Origin of the sequence: Pseudomonas sp. KU26590 (assembly GCF_026153515.1) — a bacterium.
Classification (GTDB): domain Bacteria; phylum Pseudomonadota; class Gammaproteobacteria; order Pseudomonadales; family Pseudomonadaceae; genus Aquipseudomonas.
In genome coordinates, this window is the sequence record NZ_CP110644.1 from 1970580 (window position 1) to 1986963 (window position 16384).

The 16384-nt window shown below is 62.8% G+C and carries 16 protein-coding genes and 1 riboswitch; of the genes, 13 read left to right on the forward strand and 3 right to left on the reverse strand.

Translation table 11 applies throughout. The features are described from left to right. The first annotated feature begins 412 nt into the window (after positions 1–412). Positions 413–639, forward strand: a riboswitch (cobalamin riboswitch). A gap of 106 nt (positions 640–745) precedes the next feature. The 12 genes from cobO to OKW98_RS08930 all read left to right on the forward strand — a co-directional run bounded on the left by cobO (position 746) and on the right by OKW98_RS08930 (position 11371). Then, positions 746–1357, forward strand: coding sequence for a cob(I)yrinic acid a,c-diamide adenosyltransferase (cobO, locus tag OKW98_RS08875; RefSeq protein WP_265388825.1), 612 nt, complete (start codon positions 746–748; stop codon positions 1355–1357). Continuing rightward, positions 1354–2655, forward strand: a complete 1302-nt coding sequence (locus OKW98_RS08880; RefSeq protein ID WP_265388826.1) for a cobyrinate a,c-diamide synthase — start codon at positions 1354–1356, stop codon at positions 2653–2655. Before cobO ends, OKW98_RS08880 begins: the two co-directional genes overlap by 4 nt. A gap of 10 nt (positions 2656–2665) precedes the next feature. Beyond that, positions 2666–3316, forward strand: a complete 651-nt coding sequence (bluB, locus tag OKW98_RS08885) for a 5,6-dimethylbenzimidazole synthase (RefSeq protein ID WP_265388827.1) — start codon at positions 2666–2668, stop codon at positions 3314–3316. Continuing rightward, complete coding sequence (cbiB, locus tag OKW98_RS08890) at positions 3313–4221, forward strand: adenosylcobinamide-phosphate synthase CbiB (protein ID WP_265388828.1); 909 nt, start codon at positions 3313–3315, stop codon at positions 4219–4221. The genes bluB and cbiB overlap by 4 nt, the downstream gene beginning before the upstream one ends. Then, positions 4214–5206, forward strand: coding sequence for a threonine-phosphate decarboxylase CobD (gene cobD, locus OKW98_RS08895; RefSeq protein ID WP_265388829.1), 993 nt, complete (start codon positions 4214–4216; stop codon positions 5204–5206). The genes cbiB and cobD overlap by 8 nt, the downstream gene beginning before the upstream one ends. Further along, a complete protein-coding gene (locus OKW98_RS08900) occupies positions 5203–6672 on the forward strand; it encodes a cobyric acid synthase (protein WP_265388830.1) in 1470 nt (489 codons plus the stop codon). Before cobD ends, OKW98_RS08900 begins: the two co-directional genes overlap by 4 nt. Continuing rightward, positions 6672–7193 (forward strand): bifunctional adenosylcobinamide kinase/adenosylcobinamide-phosphate guanylyltransferase, encoded by a 522-nt coding sequence (gene cobU, locus OKW98_RS08905; RefSeq protein WP_265388831.1) that lies wholly within the window; start codon positions 6672–6674, stop codon positions 7191–7193. The genes OKW98_RS08900 and cobU overlap by 1 nt, the downstream gene beginning before the upstream one ends. Beyond that, positions 7190–8242 (forward strand): nicotinate-nucleotide--dimethylbenzimidazole phosphoribosyltransferase, encoded by a 1053-nt coding sequence (gene cobT, locus OKW98_RS08910; protein WP_265388832.1) that lies wholly within the window; start codon positions 7190–7192, stop codon positions 8240–8242. The genes cobU and cobT overlap by 4 nt, the downstream gene beginning before the upstream one ends. Further along, positions 8239–8811: an alpha-ribazole phosphatase family protein gene (cobC, locus tag OKW98_RS08915; protein WP_133776356.1), complete on the forward strand. Its 573-nt coding sequence runs from the start codon at positions 8239–8241 to the stop codon at positions 8809–8811. Before cobT ends, cobC begins: the two co-directional genes overlap by 4 nt. Beyond that, the gene (locus OKW98_RS08920) at positions 8812–9549 is read left to right on the forward strand and encodes an adenosylcobinamide-GDP ribazoletransferase (RefSeq protein WP_265388833.1); all 738 of its coding nucleotides are present in this window, start codon (positions 8812–8814) and stop codon (positions 9547–9549) included. A 226-nt stretch (positions 9550–9775) separates the two neighbouring features. Beyond that, complete coding sequence (locus tag OKW98_RS08925) at positions 9776–10723, forward strand: GlxA family transcriptional regulator (RefSeq protein ID WP_265388834.1); 948 nt, start codon at positions 9776–9778, stop codon at positions 10721–10723. Between the two features lie 96 nt (positions 10724–10819). After that, positions 10820–11371 (forward strand): glutathione peroxidase, encoded by a 552-nt coding sequence (locus OKW98_RS08930; protein ID WP_265388835.1) that lies wholly within the window; start codon positions 10820–10822, stop codon positions 11369–11371. 110 nt (positions 11372–11481) lie between these two features. On the opposite strand, the gene OKW98_RS08935 is transcribed toward OKW98_RS08930, so the two are convergent. The 3 genes from OKW98_RS08935 to OKW98_RS08945 all read right to left on the reverse strand — a co-directional run bounded on the left by OKW98_RS08935 (position 11482) and on the right by OKW98_RS08945 (position 13920). After that, positions 11482–12774, reverse strand: a complete 1293-nt coding sequence (locus OKW98_RS08935) for an OmpP1/FadL family transporter (protein WP_265388836.1) — start codon at positions 12772–12774, stop codon at positions 11482–11484. 138 nt (positions 12775–12912) lie between these two features. Next, positions 12913–13404 carry a hypothetical protein gene (locus tag OKW98_RS08940; RefSeq protein WP_265388837.1) on the reverse strand — a complete coding sequence of 164 codons (492 nt, stop codon included), beginning with the start codon at positions 13402–13404 and terminating at the stop codon, positions 12913–12915. Positions 13405–13695: 291 nt separating this feature from the next. Further along, the gene (locus OKW98_RS08945; protein ID WP_065992924.1) at positions 13696–13920 is read right to left on the reverse strand and encodes a hypothetical protein; all 225 of its coding nucleotides are present in this window, start codon (positions 13918–13920) and stop codon (positions 13696–13698) included. Between the two features lie 1079 nt (positions 13921–14999). Here OKW98_RS08945 and rmuC point away from each other — a divergent pair. Next, positions 15000–16364, forward strand: a complete 1365-nt coding sequence (gene rmuC / locus OKW98_RS08950) for a DNA recombination protein RmuC (protein WP_265389686.1) — start codon at positions 15000–15002, stop codon at positions 16362–16364. The last annotated feature ends 20 nt before the right edge of the window (positions 16365–16384 follow it).

The following is a 16384-nucleotide window of genomic DNA, read 5'->3' on the forward strand; positions in this document are numbered from 1 at the left end:
TCCCTCGCCGATGATGTGACTGCCTTGACCCCTTCGCCAGCAACCCGATATCTACGGATTGTGTGTACGCCACAGATGGTGGGCGTTACCGAGATCATTGTAGGAGCGCGCTTGCCCGCGAAAGATTTTGCCTGTGACACATCGGTCGCCTGAACCACCGCCTTCGCGGGCAAGCGCGCTCCTACAATGGGGCGTGGTTTACCGACTTCCGCATTGACCGCTGAACCTGCGGGAGCAAGCTTGCTGTCGAACGCATTCGTGCAGACGCTGCACTGTCGTGTGGCCCGACGCCTTCGCCAGCAAGCCGGCTCCTACGATCTCGCGTTTCAGGCAGGCACCGGCTTCTACGGTTTCGCACTCAAGCAGAGGCATGTGCGATCCCTTGATTGACGCTCTGGGGTCAACCCTCTAACCTTCGCGCCATGTTTCAGGTGCCCGGGACTAGGTTGGTCCAATGGGTGAAACAGGGAAGCCGGTGCGATTGCTTGTGCGATCAATTCCGGCGCTGCCTCCGCAACGGTAAATGAGTCAAGGCCACGCACAATGCCACTGTGTTCGCTGAACATGGGAAGGCGCCTGGCCTGCCACGGTTGTGGCAACTCATGAGTCCGGAGACCGGCCTGATCCATCGAACAGCATCACGGAGGGCGATGCTCTGCTGCAGGCCGGGCCTTGTCCGGTGCCTGCCGACAGTCTTTGCCTGTGCCCTCCGTTTGCCACACCTGCCCTCAAGCGGAGAGCTGAGATGAGCGAATCCCCCGAACGTGACGAACGCCACCTGGCGCGCATGCTGCGCAAAAAGGCGGTGATGGACGAGCGCATTTCCAGCGCGCCGAATGAATGCGGGTTACTGCTGGTCCTGACCGGCAACGGCAAGGGCAAAAGCAGCTCGGCGTTCGGCATGCTTGCCCGCGCCATGGGCCATGGCATGCAGTGCGGCGTCGTGCAGTTCATCAAAGGCCGCCACAGCACCGGCGAAGAGATGTTTTTCCGTCGCTTCCCCGAACAGGTGCGTTACCACGTCATGGGCGAGGGCTTTACCTGGGAAACCCAGGACCGCCAGCGTGACATCGCCGCCGCCGAAGCCGCCTGGGCCGTGACCCGGGAAATGCTCAAGGACCCCTCCATCGGCATGGTCGTGCTCGATGAGCTGAACATCGCCCTCAAGCACGGCTATCTGGACCTGGAGCAGGTGCTCATCGACTTGCAGGCACGTCCGCCGATGCAGCACGTGATTGTCACCGGGCGTGGGGCGAAGCAGGAATTGATCGACCTGTCCGACACCGTTTCCGAAATCGGCGTGGTCAAGCATGCCTTTCAGTCCGGTATCAAGGCCCAGAAAGGCATCGAACTGTGAGTGAGCGTCAACCCCGCCACTGCCCGGCAGTGCTGATCGCCGCGCCTGCGTCCGGTCAGGGCAAAACCACCGTCACCGCCGCACTCGCCCGTCTGCACCGCAATCAGGGGCGCAAGGTGCGCGTGTTCAAGTGCGGGCCAGACTTTCTCGACCCAATGATTCTCGAACGCGCCAGCGGCCGTCCGGTGTACCAACTGGACATGTGGATGATCGGCGAGGACGAAAGCCGGCGCCTGTTGTGGGAAGCCGCCGCCGATGCCGACCTGATCCTCATCGAAGGCGTCATGGGCTTGTTCGACGGCACGCCCTCCAGCGCAGACCTGGCCCGGCGTTTCGGCGTGCCGGTGCTGGGCGTGATCGACGGCACGGCCATGGCCCAGACCTTCGGCGCATTGGCGCTGGGATTGGCGCGGTATCAGCCGGATCTGCCGTTTGCCGGCGTGCTAGCCAATCGGGTTGGCACGGTGCGCCACGCGCAGTTGCTGGAAGGTAGCCTGACCGAAGGCCTGCGCTGGTACGGCGCGCTGTCGCGTGAGACTGACATCGAGCTGCCCAGCCGGCACCTCGGCCTGGTTCAGGCCAGCGAGCTGAATGATCTGGACATGCGCCTCGACGCTGCCGCCACCGCGCTGGCCAGCACCTGCGACGCCACATTGCCGCCGGTTGTGACCTTCACCGCGCCCGAGTTCGTTCCCGCCGAACCGCTGCTGGCGGGCGTGAAAATCGCCATCGCCCATGACGAAGCGTTCGCGTTTTTCTACGGCGCGAGCCTGGACCTGCTGCGGGAGATGGGTGCCGAACTGTCATTCTTTTCGCCGATCCGCGACCGTGAATTACCCGACGCCGACAGCCTGTATCTGCCCGGCGGCTACCCGGAATTGCACCACACGGCGCTGGCGGAAAACCACAGAATGCTCGCCGCCATTCGCGCGCACCACGCCGCCGGCAAACCCCTGCTGGCGGAGTGTGGCGGCATGTTGTATCTGCTCGATGCCCTGACCGATGTCGACGGCCACCGCGCCGAAGGGGTGGGCTTGCTCAAAGGCGAAGCCGTGATGCAAAAGCGTCTGGCGGCGTTGGCCCTGCAATCGGTCGAACTGCCGGAAGGCACGCTGCGCGGCCACACCTATCACCACTCCCTGACCAGCACCGAACTGACGCCGATCGCCCGCGGCCTCAGCCCCAATGGCGGGCGCGGCGCCGAAGCGGTGTACCGCGAAGGGCGCATGACCGCGTCGTACGTGCACTTTTACTTCCCCTCGAATCCCCAGGCGATGGCGGCGCTGTTTTTGCCATGAGCCCGCTCCCATGACTGACCACACCTTCACCGACCCGGAACGCGCGGCCGTTTACCGCGCCATTGCCGAGCGTCGCGACATGCGCCATTTCTGCGGTGGCACGGTGGCGCCCGAGTTGCTGGCCCGCCTGCTCGAAGCCGCTCACCACGCACCGAGCGTTGGTCTGATGCAGCCGTGGCGCTTCCTGCGCATCACTGATCAGGAATTGCGCGCGCAGATTCAGGCGCAGGTGGAGGAGGAGCGCATTCGCACCGCCGAAGCCCTGGGCGAACGGTCTGACGATTTCATGAAACTGAAGGTCGAGGGCATCAGTGACTGCGCCGAAGTACTGGTCGCCGCCTTGATGGACGACCGCGAGAAACACATTTTTGGCCGCCGCACCTTGCCGGAAATGGACATGGCCTCGCTGTCGTGCGCCATTCAAAACCTCTGGCTGGCAGCGCGTGCCGAAGGTCTGGGCATGGGCTGGGTATCGTTGTTCGATCCCCAGGCCCTGGCCGATCTGCTGAAGATGCCAGCCGGTTCAAAACCCCTGGCGGTTTTGTGCCTGGGTCCGGTCAAGGCGTTCTACCCCGCGCCCATGCTGGTGATGGAAGGCTGGGCGCAGCCGCGCGCGCTGCAAGAGCTGGTCTACGAGAACACATGGGGAGTGATTGCATGAGTGTGGCGTTATTGAGCGTCGCCGGGGTCGCGCTGGACGCGTTGCTCGGCGAGCCAAAACGGAACCACCCGCTGGTGGCGTTCGGCCGTTTTGCCGAGCGCATCGAACAGCGCCTGAATGCCGCCGGCCGCGGCTGGCGCAGCCATGGCGTGACCGCATGGTTCATTGCTGTGGTGCCGCTGACGCTAATCGCCACCTTGCTCAGTTGGCTGCCGATGATCGGCTGGCTGGTGGACGTGCTGGCGCTGTACTGCGCGCTGGGTATGCGCAGCCTGGGCGAGCACGTCGAGCCGGTCGCCCAGGCCCTGCGCAGCGATAATCTGGACGAAGCGCGTCGGCGCGTCGGCTATCTGGTCAGTCGCCAGACATCGGAACTGGACAGCACCGAAGTGGCCCGGGCGGCCACGGAGTCGGTACTGGAGAACGGCAGCGACGCGGTGTTTGCGGCGATTTTCTGGTTCGTCGTGCTGGGCGCGCCGGGCGTGGTGCTCTACCGCCTGAGCAACACGCTGGATGCCATGTGGGGCTATCGCAACGAGCGCTTCGAACGTTTCGGCTGGGCGGCGGCGAAAATCGACGACCTGCTCAACTACATCCCGGCCCGGCTGGTGGCGTTGACCTACGCGCTGCTAGGCAACACCCGGCTGGCCTTGCGCTGCTGGCGCACCCAGGCCCCGAAGTGGGACAGCCCCAATGCCGGCCCGGTGATGGCTGCCGGCGCCGGCGCCTTGGGCGTCGAACTGGGTGGCTCGGCGATTTATCACGGCGAGCTGCATGAGCGCGCGACCCTGGGCGAAGGTGTGCCGGCGGACGCGGACTCTATTGATCGCGGTTGGCAACTGGTGCAGCGCGGCGTGTGGCTGTGGTTGCTGATCTTGTGTCTGGGGACAGAATTCTATGCTTGAGCACGGCGGCCGGTTGCGTGGCGCAGTCCTGAAATACGGCATTGATGAGGCGGACTGGCTCGACCTGTCCAGCGGGATTTCGCCGTGGTCGTGGCCGATCCCGGCGATTTCTGAAGCGGCCTGGTCGCGCCTTCCGGAGACCGATGACGGCCTGGAAGCCGCCGCGCGCCGCTATTACGGTGCTACGGACGTGCTGCCGGTGGCCGGTTCGCAAGCGGCGATTCAGGCGCTGCCGCGTCTACGCCAGGCGGGCAAGGTCGGCGTGCTGTCGCCGTGCTACGCCGAGCACGCCGAGGCCTGGCGCAACACCGGCTTTCTGTTGCGCGAGGTGCTGGAGCAAGAAGTGGAGCGTTTCATCGACACCCTTGATGTGCTCGTCGTGGTCAACCCGAACAACCCCACCGGCCTGAGCCTGCCGCCCGAACGCCTGCTGGAGTGGCACGCGCGTCTGGCCCAGCGCGGCGCCTGGCTGGTGGTGGACGAAGCGTTTATGGACAACACGCCAGAATTGAGCCTGGCGGCATACACCCAACGCGCGGGCCTGATCGTGTTGCGCTCGTTCGGCAAGTTCTTCGGGCTGGCCGGTGTGCGCCTGGGTTTTGTGCTGGCGGAGCCGCGCTTTCTCAAAGTCATGGCGCGGCAGATCGGGCCCTGGTCGGTCAGCGGGCCGACGCGCATCATCGGTCAGTCGTGTCTTAACGACGTGGCCGGGCATCAACGTCAGCGTCAGCGCACCGAGCAGGCCAGTCAGCGTCTGGTGGACGTGCTCAATCGCCACGGTTTCGCGCCCAAGGGCGGCTGCGCGCTGTTCCAGTGGCTGATCACGCCGCTGGCGGAGGAGCTTTACGCGTTCTGCGCACAGCGGGGCATCCTCCTTCGTATCTTTACCCACAACAGCAGCCTGCGTTTCGGCCTGCCGCGCGAAGACGCCGACTGGCAGCGGCTGGAACAGGCGCTGAGCGAATTCTCACGGGAGCGCGCATGACCCTCGGCAAAACCCTGATGGTTCAGGGCACCACGTCCGACGCCGGCAAAAGTACGCTGGTGACCGCGTTGTGCCGCTGGCTGACCCGCCAAGGCGTGCGCACCGTGCCGTTCAAACCGCAGAACATGGCACTGAACAGCGCGGTGACCGCCGACGGCGGCGAGATCGGCCGCGCCCAGGCCGTGCAAGCCCAGGCCTGTGGCCTTGAACCCCACACCGACATGAACCCGGTGCTGCTCAAACCCAACAGCGACACCGGCGCGCAAGTGATCATTCACGGTCGTGCCGTCACCACCATGAACGCCGTCGCTTATCACGACTACAAAGCCATCGCGATGCAGGCCGTACTCGCCTCCCATCGTCGCCTCAGCGAAGGCTGGCCGGTGGTGATGGTCGAAGGCGCCGGGTCGCCGGCAGAGATCAACCTGCGTGCCGGCGACATCGCCAACATGGGCTTTGCCGAAGCGGTGGATTGCCCGGTGCTGCTGGTGGCTGACATCAATCGCGGCGGGGTTTTTGCCCATCTGGTCGGCACGCTGGAATTGCTTTCTCCCAGCGAACAGGCGCGGGTCAAAGGCTTCATCATCAATCGCTTTCGCGGTGACATCGCGCTGCTTCAGCCCGGCCTCGACTGGCTCGAACAGCGCACCGGCAAACCGGTGGTCGGCGTGCTGCCCTACGTGATGGACCTGCACCTCGAAGCCGAAGACGGCCTCGACCAGCGTCAGACCGACAAGGCCGAGCAAGTGCTAAACGTCATCGTGCCGGTCTTGCCACGGATCAGTAATCACACCGACTTCGACCCGCTGCGCCTGCACCCGCAGGTCAATCTGCAATTCGTCGGGCCGGGGCAGGCCATTCCTGGCGCTGATCTGATCATCCTGCCCGGCTCGAAGAGCGTGCGCAGCGATCTCGCCTACCTGCGCGCCAATGGCTGGGACACCGCGATCAGCCGTCACCTGCGTTACGGCGGCAAAGTGCTGGGCATCTGCGGTGGCCTGCAAATGCTCGGCGAGCAGCTGCATGACCCGCTGGGACTCGAAGGCGCGGCGGGTTCAAGCCCAGGCCTGGGACTGTTGGCCCTGAGCACGGTGCTGGAAGAAGAGAAACAACTGCGCAATGTGAGCGGGCGGCTGACCCTCGAAGACGCTGACGTCAGCGGTTATGAGATTCATGCGGGCGTGACCACCGGCGCAGCGCTGGAACGTCCACTGGTCCAGCTTATGGACGGTCGCTGTGATGGCGCGCGCAGCCCTGACGACCAAGTGCTCGGCACGTACCTCCACGGCCTGTTCGAGAATCCTGCGTCGAGCAGCGCCTTGCTGCGATGGGCCGGCTTGCAGAATGTGCAGTCGGTCGATTACCACGCCCTGCGCGAACGCGACATCGAACGTCTGGCCGATCTGGTGGAAACCCACCTGGACGGCAAATTGTTACGCGAACTCTGCGGCCTGGAGCAACCCTGATGCTGCAATTGATCCTCGGCGGGGCGCGCTCCGGCAAAAGTCGGCTGGCGGAAAAGCTTGCCAGCGACAGCGGGCACGACGTCATCTATATCGCCACCAGTCAGCCACTCGACGGCGAAATGAACCAGCGCGTCGCCTTGCACCGCGAGCGTCGTCCGCCTGTATGGGGGCTGATCGAAGAACCTGTCGAACTGGCCCGCGTTCTGCGGGAAAACGCAGGCGAGGGCCGCTGCCTGTTGGTGGATTGCCTGACTTTGTGGCTGACCAATCTGCTGATGCTCGACGACCCGCAGCGCCTGACGCAGGCGCGCGAAGCCTTGCTCGATGGCCTGGCTGAACTGCCGGGCGAAATCATTTTTGTCAGCAACGAAACCGGGCTCGGCGTCGTGCCCCTCGGTGAGCTGACCCGTCGTTATGTCGATGAAGCCGGCTGGCTGCATCAGGCGCTGGCCGAACGCTGCCATCGCGTGGTGTTCACCGTCGCCGGACTGCCCATGACCCTGAAAGGACCTGCACTATGAGCAACGCCTGGTGGCTCGCGCCTTCCCGAGAAAGCAATCATGTCAGCCGCGAAGAGGCGTTGGCCCGTCAGCAGCAACTGACCAAACCGACCGGCTCGCTGGGCCGACTGGAAGACGTTGCGGTGCAACTGGCCGGCCTGCAGGGTCGCCTGAAACCCAAGGTCGATGAGGTCTGGATCGCGATTTTTGCCGGCGACCATGGCGTCGTAGCGGAAGGCGTCTCGGCGTACCCGCAGGCGGTGACGGGGCAGATGCTGCACAACTTCATCATGGGCGGCGCGGCCATCAGCGTATTGGCGCGGCAACTGTCCGCGCAGCTGGACGTGGTTGATCTGGGCACGGTTGCGTCGCTGGACCTGCCGGGCGTGCGTCACCTCAACCTCGGCCCGGGCACCGCGAATTTTGCCCACGGCCCGGCCATGGACGAGGCGCAACTGCACGCTGCCCTTGAGGGCGGTCGCGACAGCGTGTTGCGCGCCAAGGCCGCAGGCGCCGAGCTGTTCATCGGCGGCGAAATGGGCATCGGCAACACCACCGTCGCCAGTGCGCTGGCCTGCGCGTTGCTTGACTGCCCGGCTGCCTCGCTGGTCGGCCCCGGTACCGGCCTGGATGCCGAGGGCGTGAGCCACAAGGCGCAAGTGATCGAGCGTGCGCTGCGGCTGCATGGCGACGCCGTCGGTGACCCGCTGGCCAGTCTGCGTGCCCTCGGTGGTTTTGAAGTCGCGGCGCTGGTCGGTGCGTACCTGGCCTGCGCCCAAGTGGGCATTGCGGTGCTGGTCGATGGGTTTATCTGCTCCGTGGCGGCGCTGGTGGCGGTGCGCCTCAATCCTTCGTGCCGGGAGTGGCTGTTCTTCGGCCATCGTGGCGCCGAGCCAGGCCATCGTCTGGTGTTGGACGCGCTGCAGGCCGAGCCGTTGCTGGACCTGGGATTGCGTCTGGGCGAAGGCAGCGGCGCGGCGCTTGGGGTGCCGTTGTTGCGTCTGGCCTGCGAGCTGCACAACGGCATGGCGACTTTCTCTGAAGCCGCTGTGGCGGACCGTCCGGCATGACCTTGCATCTTGACCTGCTGCGCCATGGCGAAACCGAATTCGGCGGCGGCCTGCGCGGCAGCATCGACGACGCACTGACCGACACCGGCTGGCAGCAGATGCGCGCGGCGGTGGCTGACCGTGGGCCTTGGGACCGGATTGTCAGCTCGCCGCTGCAACGCTGCGCGCGTTTTGCCGACGAGTTGGCCGAGCGACTGGGCTTGCCCGTGGAGCTGGAAGCCGGTCTTCAGGAATTGCACTTCGGTGACTGGGAAGGCCACAGCCCCGCGCAATTGATGGAAACCGATGCTGCCGGGTTGGGGCGCTTCTGGGAGGATCCGTACGGGTTTACGCCACCCAACGGCGAACCGGTTGAGGTTTTTGCCACCCGCGTGTTGGCCGCCGTTGAGCGGTTGCAGCGGGCGTATGACGGTCAGCGCGTACTGCTGATCAGTCATGGCGGGGTGATGCGTCTGTTGTTGGCCCGCGCCCGCGGTCTGCCCCGTGAGCAACTGCTGCAGGTCACGGTGGCCCACGGCGGTCTGTTTGGCCTCGACGTGCAGGCCGACGGTGAGTTGACGGAGGTTTAAATGCTGCCGTTCTGGATCGCCTTGCAGTTCCTCAGCAGCCTGCCGATTCGCCTGCCGGGCATGCCGACGCCCAAGGAGTCGGGGCGTTCGCTGCTGTTTTACCCGCTGGTGGGGTTGCTGTTCGGCGTGCTGTTGATGGCGCTGAATCATCTGCTCGACGGCGCACCGATGGTGTTGCACGCCGCCTTGCTGCTCGCGGCGTGGGTGATGCTCAGCGGTGGGCTGCACCTGGACGGCCTGGCGGACAGCGCGGATGCCTGGCTCGGTGGATTCGGCGACCGCGAACGCACGCTGCTCATTATGAAAGACCCACGCAGCGGCCCGATTGCCGTGGTCACGCTGGTGGTGGTCTTGCTGTTGAAGTTCAGCGCCGTGCTGGCGTTGATTGAAGCGCACACTGGTGTTGGCCTGTTGCTGGCGCCGGTGATTGGCCGTGCGGCGATGCTGGCTCTGTTTCTGAACACGCCTTATGTGCGCGCCGGTGGATTGGGACAGGCGCTGGCCGACCACCTGCCAAGAAAGGCCGGTGTGCGGGTATTGGCAGCGGTGGCGGTGGTTTGCGTGCTCATCGGTGGCGGTGCGTCGGTTTGGGTGCTGGTGGTGGCAGCGGGCGGCTTCTTCTGGCTGCGCCGGGTGATGATGCAACGTCTGGGCGGCAGCACCGGCGACACCGCCGGCGCGATGCTCGAACTGCTGGAAACACTGGTGCTGGTGACGTTGGCGCTGATGTGGGATTGATGCAGTGTCCTGCCGCCGGCGTGCGGAGTAGGAGTAGGAGCGTGGCTTGTCCCGCGATCTGCCGGGAACCGGCAGCAAAATCCTGCGCGGCGGTGTGCCAGACAGTCCGTAAGCAGACTTGCTGCCGCTGCGCGCCAGATCGCGGGACAAGCCACGCGCCTACAACCCGCTACGCTAGCTAATCGAAGATTTATCCATGGTGTTCCGGATCAACCGGAGAGGTGTCATGCATAGCGTTGCGCTGGTGGTGTACCCCAATTTTCAGTCCCTGAGCCTGTCCGTCGGGTCCGTGCTGACCTGCGCGAACCTGATGCAGGGCGAGGCGGCGTACTCCTTTCATCTGGTGTCCGAGAGCGGCGGGGCGGTGATATCGTCCGAAGGTTTTTCGGTCAATACCACGCCATTGCAGCCCGAGGGTTACGACACGATCATCGTCAGTGGCTACCTGGACCTGCAATTGCCGACACCCAGCCTGCTTGAGTTCGTGCGCACCGCGTCGGCTCAGTCGCGGCGAGTGGCGTCGCTGTGCACGGGCGGGTTTGTGCTGGCCGAAGCGGGTCTGCTCGACGGCAAGCGCGCGTCCATGCACTGGATTCATGCCCCCGAGTTTCGCAAGCGCTACCCCAACGTCCGCGTCGAGGACGACAAACTGTTCACCGTGGATGGTGACATCTGGACCGGCGCGGGCATGAGCGCCGGGCTTGATCTCGCACTGGCGATGGTCGAGAACGACCTCGGCGCCGACATCGCCCGGCAGGTCGCGCGCAAGTTGGTGATTTATCAACGTCGCGGCAGCGAGCATTCCCAGTTGTCGACGTTGCTGGAGCTGGACCCCAAGTCCGACCGCGTGCAACTGGCGCTGGCCTATGCCCGCGAGAACCTCAAAAGCGATCTGTCCATCGACGCGTTGGCAGCGATTGCCCGGTTGAGCCCGCGTCAGTTCAGCCGGGTTTTTCGCGAGGAAACCGGGCAGACCCCGGCGAAAGCCATCGAATGCCTGCGGGTGGAAATGGCGCGGGCGATGATGGAAACCAGTCGGCACCCCATTGAGGTGGTTGCCCGTGAGACCGGTTTCGGCGATCGGGAAAGAATGCGCCAGGCGTTTCTGCGCAACTTCGGCGAACCGCCCCAGGCGATGCAGCGGGCCTTCACGGCGACCGACAAAGCCGGCTAATGGCCCCGTTTCCGTGGCGCCCTAGGCATTCGGCGTGCGGCGGAGTAGCGTAGCGACAGCTCCACCTTTCCTGCCCGCTCATGAATGGACGTCGCCATGGCCCTACGCTGGATTCACGCGCCTCTGCTGTTGCTTGCCCTCAGTGGCGCCGCCGCGGCAGCCGATTGCCCGCCACTGCTGCAGGGCGACCTGCCCAAGCTGCGGGCGAAACAGGATATCGACCTGTGCAAGCAGTTTGCCGGAAAGCCGATGCTCGTCGTCAATACCGCAAGCTTCTGTGGCTTCGCGCCGCAGTTCAAAGGGCTTGAGGCGCTCAACCAGCGCTTCAAGGGCGAGGGCCTGCAAGTGCTCGGCGTGCCCTCGGATGATTTCCTCCAAGAGTCCAAGGACGTCGCCGAGACCGCCAAGGTGTGTTATGTGAACTACGGAGTCACCTTCACCATGACCGAACCGCAGCCGGTGCGTGGCGCCGACGCCATCAACCTGTTCAAAGTCCTCGCCGAGCAAAGCAATCCACCGCGCTGGAACTTCTATAAATACGTGGTCGACCGCCAAGGCAACGTCGTTGCCAGCTTCTCCAGCAAAACCGCGCCGGACGATCCCGAGCTGATTTCAGCCATCGAGAAGGCCATCGCCTCCAAACCGTAAAAACGCGCTGACGCGAAGCAGACCGGCCACAACGAAAAACCCCGCAGCCATCACTGGCTGCGGGGTTTTATGTAGGGCGAACAGGTGATCTGCCTGTCTCGCCCACTGCATCAGAAGCGGTACGTCATGCCCACGCCGAAACCGTTGGCGCTGTTGTCGTACTTGGCGTTGTAGCTCTGACCCAGCGCGTTCGAGTCGGCGACCTTGACCTTCTCTTCCTGCAAGTAGGAGTAGGCCACATCGATGGTGATGTCGTCGGTCGGGCTGTAACCGGCGCCCAGGCTGAAGATCGTGCGATCACCCGTCGGGATGCGCGGCGAGCGGTTCTCGTTGTTGGTCGGCGACTGGTCGAACGACAGGCCGGTACGCAACACCCACTGCTTGTTCAACTGATACGACGTACCCACGGCGTAAGCCCAGGTGTCGTGCCAGTTCTGCTGTTCGCTGATGGTGCCGACCAGGCTTGGTGCAGCGACGCCACCCGCGCGCGTGACGCCCGAATTCTCCACGGTGATGTCTTCCAGACGGCTCCAGCGTGTCCAGGTGGCCCCCGCGTAGAGCTTCCAGGCATCGTTCATCTTCTGCGTGACCGAGAAGTCCACGGTTTCAGGCGTGTCGATGCTCAGCTTGGCGTCGTATCGACCCGCGCCCAGTACTTGGGCAGGCACGCCTGCGCCCGGGGTGACTTCGGTGTGGCCTTCGAGCTTGTAGGTTACTTTGGAGTGGTAGGTCAGGCCGACGCTGGTGGTGTCGGTGGCTTGAACCAGGATACCGGCGTTGAAACCGTAACCGACGTCATCACCTTTGACCTGCACGCGGCCGTCGCCTGTGCGAGCACCCAGCAGCGGGCTGACATTGAGTGCCGATTCCAGCGTACCGGAAATACGGTTGATGGTCGGACCGAAACCGATCGACACCTTGTCATTGAATGCGTAGCTGACGGTCGGCTGGAAGGTCACGACCTTGACGACGCTCTTGCTGCCGAAGTTGCGGCCCTGAAAGTTGTTTTCGTAGTCGGTGACCAGGCCGAATGGCGCGTAGACACCAAACCCGAACGCCCAGTGCTCGTCGACCGGGTTCACGTAGAAGCCCATCGGTACGGCGATGAACGGCACCATGTCGCCTTTGTTGGAACCGGTGCTGCGGCCGCTGGTGTCGGTAATGTCGGTGGAGGCATCAATTGCGGCGACCCCCACGGTCGCCTGCGCGCGCTTGATGCGCGACATGCCGGCCGGGTTGCCGTACACGATGCTGGCGTCATCGACAGACGAGGTACGACCCGCAAAACCTGTGCCCATGCCGCTGATGCTTTGCTCGTTCAGGGCAAAGCCGGAGGCAAAAATCTGAGTGGAGGCAAGAGTGATGGCGAGACTGAGGCTGGATTTGATCATTGTTTTTTTCATTGTTAGAACTCCTGTTGATCACCGCGCGGAAATTACCAATATTTCTGTCCTCGCGCTATAGCCTGGATCAGCCGATTTAGAGCGGTTCTTGTAGGACAATCCTGAAAGTTCGCCGCTTTTTCGTTCAATACCAATCGGTCACGAAATGGCCGTTGAGGGCTGAAACAGAGGGCTGACCCATGTTTGCCAGGCTGAGGTGAAATCCTGAAGCTGACCGCCGGGTTGAAATATCTCGCGCCACATTTGCGCCATGGCCAGAGAATCGTCTGCATCCGGCAGCGAAATATGGCTCGCTTCCACCATCAGCCAGGCGATGGCGGTCGAGTAACGCAGGTTGACGGTCAGCTCCAGGTCGGGCCCTGTGAGAAACGCGTGCTGGCTGGCCAGGCCTCGAACGAGGCTGGCCAGGTCCGGATCGCGGGCCAGGTAGTGGTCCCAAAGCTGGCGGTGCTGGGTGTCGGCGATGCTGTAAAGCCCGTGGCCGCGCGGATTGTCCAGCTCGGCGCCCAGCGCGGACTGGCTGGCGGCGACGCCCAGCAGCAGTGATTCGGCGGCTCGACTGTCTCGGCCGAGGTACAGGAGCGTCGGGCGGATGACGTAGCGACACAGTTCACTGGCGGCGATTCCCATAACACCCTCGGGGAGTTGATGAGTCGGCGGACCCTGGCGCTTGGCAGCAGGGATGAAGTGGGCCCACCGGCAGCGACCTGAGCCGCTGACTTGAAGTGTAGTGTGATATTTACGGTGTAAAGGTCTGTTTTCCGGTCAGTTCCCGTGCAGCTTGAACAGGGTGGCTGGCATTCATGGATGCCCCTGTTGCTTTTTATGTAAGTAAAACAGATACAAAAAAGCCCCACCGTTATCGGGTGAGGCCTTGTCGACGCAGCGTTATTTACCGACGGACGGTATCAGGCATTGGTATTAGGCAACCAGGGCCTGACGTGTACGGTCGATGACAGCCTGCAGCGGTGCATCGCTGGAGTATTGATCCGGGTACAAACGCTCGCTGTGGCGGGCGATACCGTGCTCGTTGACGATGGTGAAGCTGAAGCAGCCTTTGCGCGCTGCCATGATCAGGCAGTTCATCGGGGCAAATGCGTTGGTCAGTGTGCGAATAGCGTTTTGAGTCTGGATATGAGTAGTCATGTTGTAGGTGTTTCCTGAATCGACACGCAATAAGAGGCGTGCAAAATAAATACGTTCCAGTAAACGCGGACCAATGCTCGAATGCGAGTCAGGGGCAGGGCGCAGAACCTGTCTGGAACAAAAGCAGCCAGTTGAGCGCATTTAAAATGTGGCGCGGGGCTGACTGGTAGGTACTTAGGAGGGCAGGCAACACAACGCGAGCTAAGGTTCGATGCTCGAGGTGAAGATCCTGATCAATTTGCAGGCTGGTTGATAAGAGCATGAGTGTTCTGCACACCCCTCCGTTTAGACGGCAGGTCGTGTGAGTTCATGTCTGGAAACCATCGAGGTGATCGATCCCTTTTTTCAATCCGTTCGCTCAGTGGCTAACCGGGATTGGGGGATTTGTTCGATCAGAATTGACTTTCAGCTTGGTACTAACGGCGGCGATGCTAATGGAGTTGCAGGTGCAAAGCAAGCGCTGTTTTGCAATCAAACAGGAGCTGTGCTGTAACACAGGGCGAAAGAGACTACATCAAATCGAGCGGAAAGGGTGGCCACGTGCCTTATTCCGGCGAATTTTAAGTGGCTGCCGTGGCTGCTGAAACAGGCTTGTGAGCAGACGAAATCAACTTGTACACATTGCGAAAGGTACCTGTCATGTCACTGTCACGTCGGCCGCTAACCGCTTGATTTTATGCAACGAATTATTAAGTCAATGAAAACCATCGTTTTTTTACGCTGGTGAAAAAATCGTCAGTTTGAACGCAGGCCCCATTCTACGTGCGTTTGCGAGAGCTTAAGGTGTGTTGTCCACTGAGTTATCCACAGGTTCTGTGGATTGTCCCAAGCGCTGGCTCTATCCCGCTGCTCTTGAAGCATTCGCTGGCATTTTTGTCTTTACATGGCGCTTTTTTACCTGGATCGGACGTCGAGCACGGTTCTGCGCATAATGCTGTCTGCCTGAATGTCGGAGTCTGGATTTTATGGTGTTTGAGTTAACCAGCCTGTTGCTGGGTTTGGCGGTTGCGGCAGTGCCCCTGTTGGGGCTGGCGTGGCAGTTGCAGCGGCGTCTGGCGCAGCGCGAGGCGGACACCGCGTTGCTCGACGAGCGCTTGAGTAACGCGCAGATGGCGCAGGAGGGGCTCAATGCACAGTTGGACGCCAGCCGCGACGAGATCAGCGATCTCGCCCAGGCCAATGCGGTCAAGCAGGCGGACCTTGCGGCGCTGCGCCGGGAAGTGGACCTGCTGCGCCAACAGCATGAAGGCGCGCGCGAGGCCCAGGAAGACTGGGGCCGCGAACGGACCGCCAGAGAAGCCGAGCTGCGCCGACTCGACGCCCAGTGCGCATCCCTTGGCGCCGAGCTACGCGAACAGCAGGAAAGCCACCAGCAGCGCCTCACCGACCTGCAAGGCTCCCGCGATGAGCTGCGTGCACAGTTTGCAGAGCTGGCCGGCAAGATTTTCGATGAGCGCGAGCAGCGCTTTGCCGAAACCAGTCAGCAGCAGTTGGGCCAGTTGCTCAACCCGCTTAAGGAACGCATCCAGTCGTTTGAAAAGCGCGTTGAAGAAAGTTACCAGAACGAAGCCCGCGAACGCTTCTCTCTGAGCAAGGAACTGGAGCGCTTGCAGCAGCTCAACCTGCGCCTGAGCGACGAAGCGAACAACCTGACCCGTGCGCTGAAGGGTCAGAAGACCCAAGGCAACTGGGGTGAACTGATTCTGGAGCGGGTGCTTGAGCATGCCGGTCTGGAAAAGGGACGCGAGTACCAGACCCAAGTCAGCCTGAAAGGCCCCGATGGTGAGCGTTTCCAGCCTGACGTGCTGATCATGCTGCCCGGCGACAAGCAGGTGGTTGTCGACGCCAAGGTCAGCCTGACGGCCTATCAGCAGTACGTGTCGGCCGACGATGAGGTGATTTCCCAGGCGGCGCTGAAGCAGCACGTCCTATCGTTGCGCAATCACGTCAAAGGCTTGTCCGGCAAAGACTACAAACGCCTCGAGGGGCTGCACAGCCTTGATTTCGTTTTGCTGTTCGTGCCGATCGAAGCGGCGTTTTCTGCAGCGTTGCAGGCCGAGCCGAACATGTTCCAGGAGGCGTTCGATCGCAACATCGTCATCGTCAGCCCGACCACGCTGCTGGCAACGCTGCGGGTCATCGACAGTCTGTGGAAGCAGGAGCGGCAAAGCCAGAACGCGCGGGAGATCGCCGAGCGGGCAGGGTGGCTCTACGACAAGTTTGTGCTGTTCATCCAGGACCTGGACGAAGTCGGCAACCGCCTTCAGCAGCTGGACAAGGCCTACGGCGCCGCGCGCAACAAGCTCGTCGAGGGGCGCGGCAATCTGGTCAGCCGTAGCGAACAGCTCAAGCTGCTGGGTGCACGGGCGAGTAAGAGTCTGCCGGCGGATCTGCTGGAGCGGGCGATGACCGACCCAGATGGACTGGCGCAATTGCCGGAGTAATCCGGAACTGCTTTTCGCAA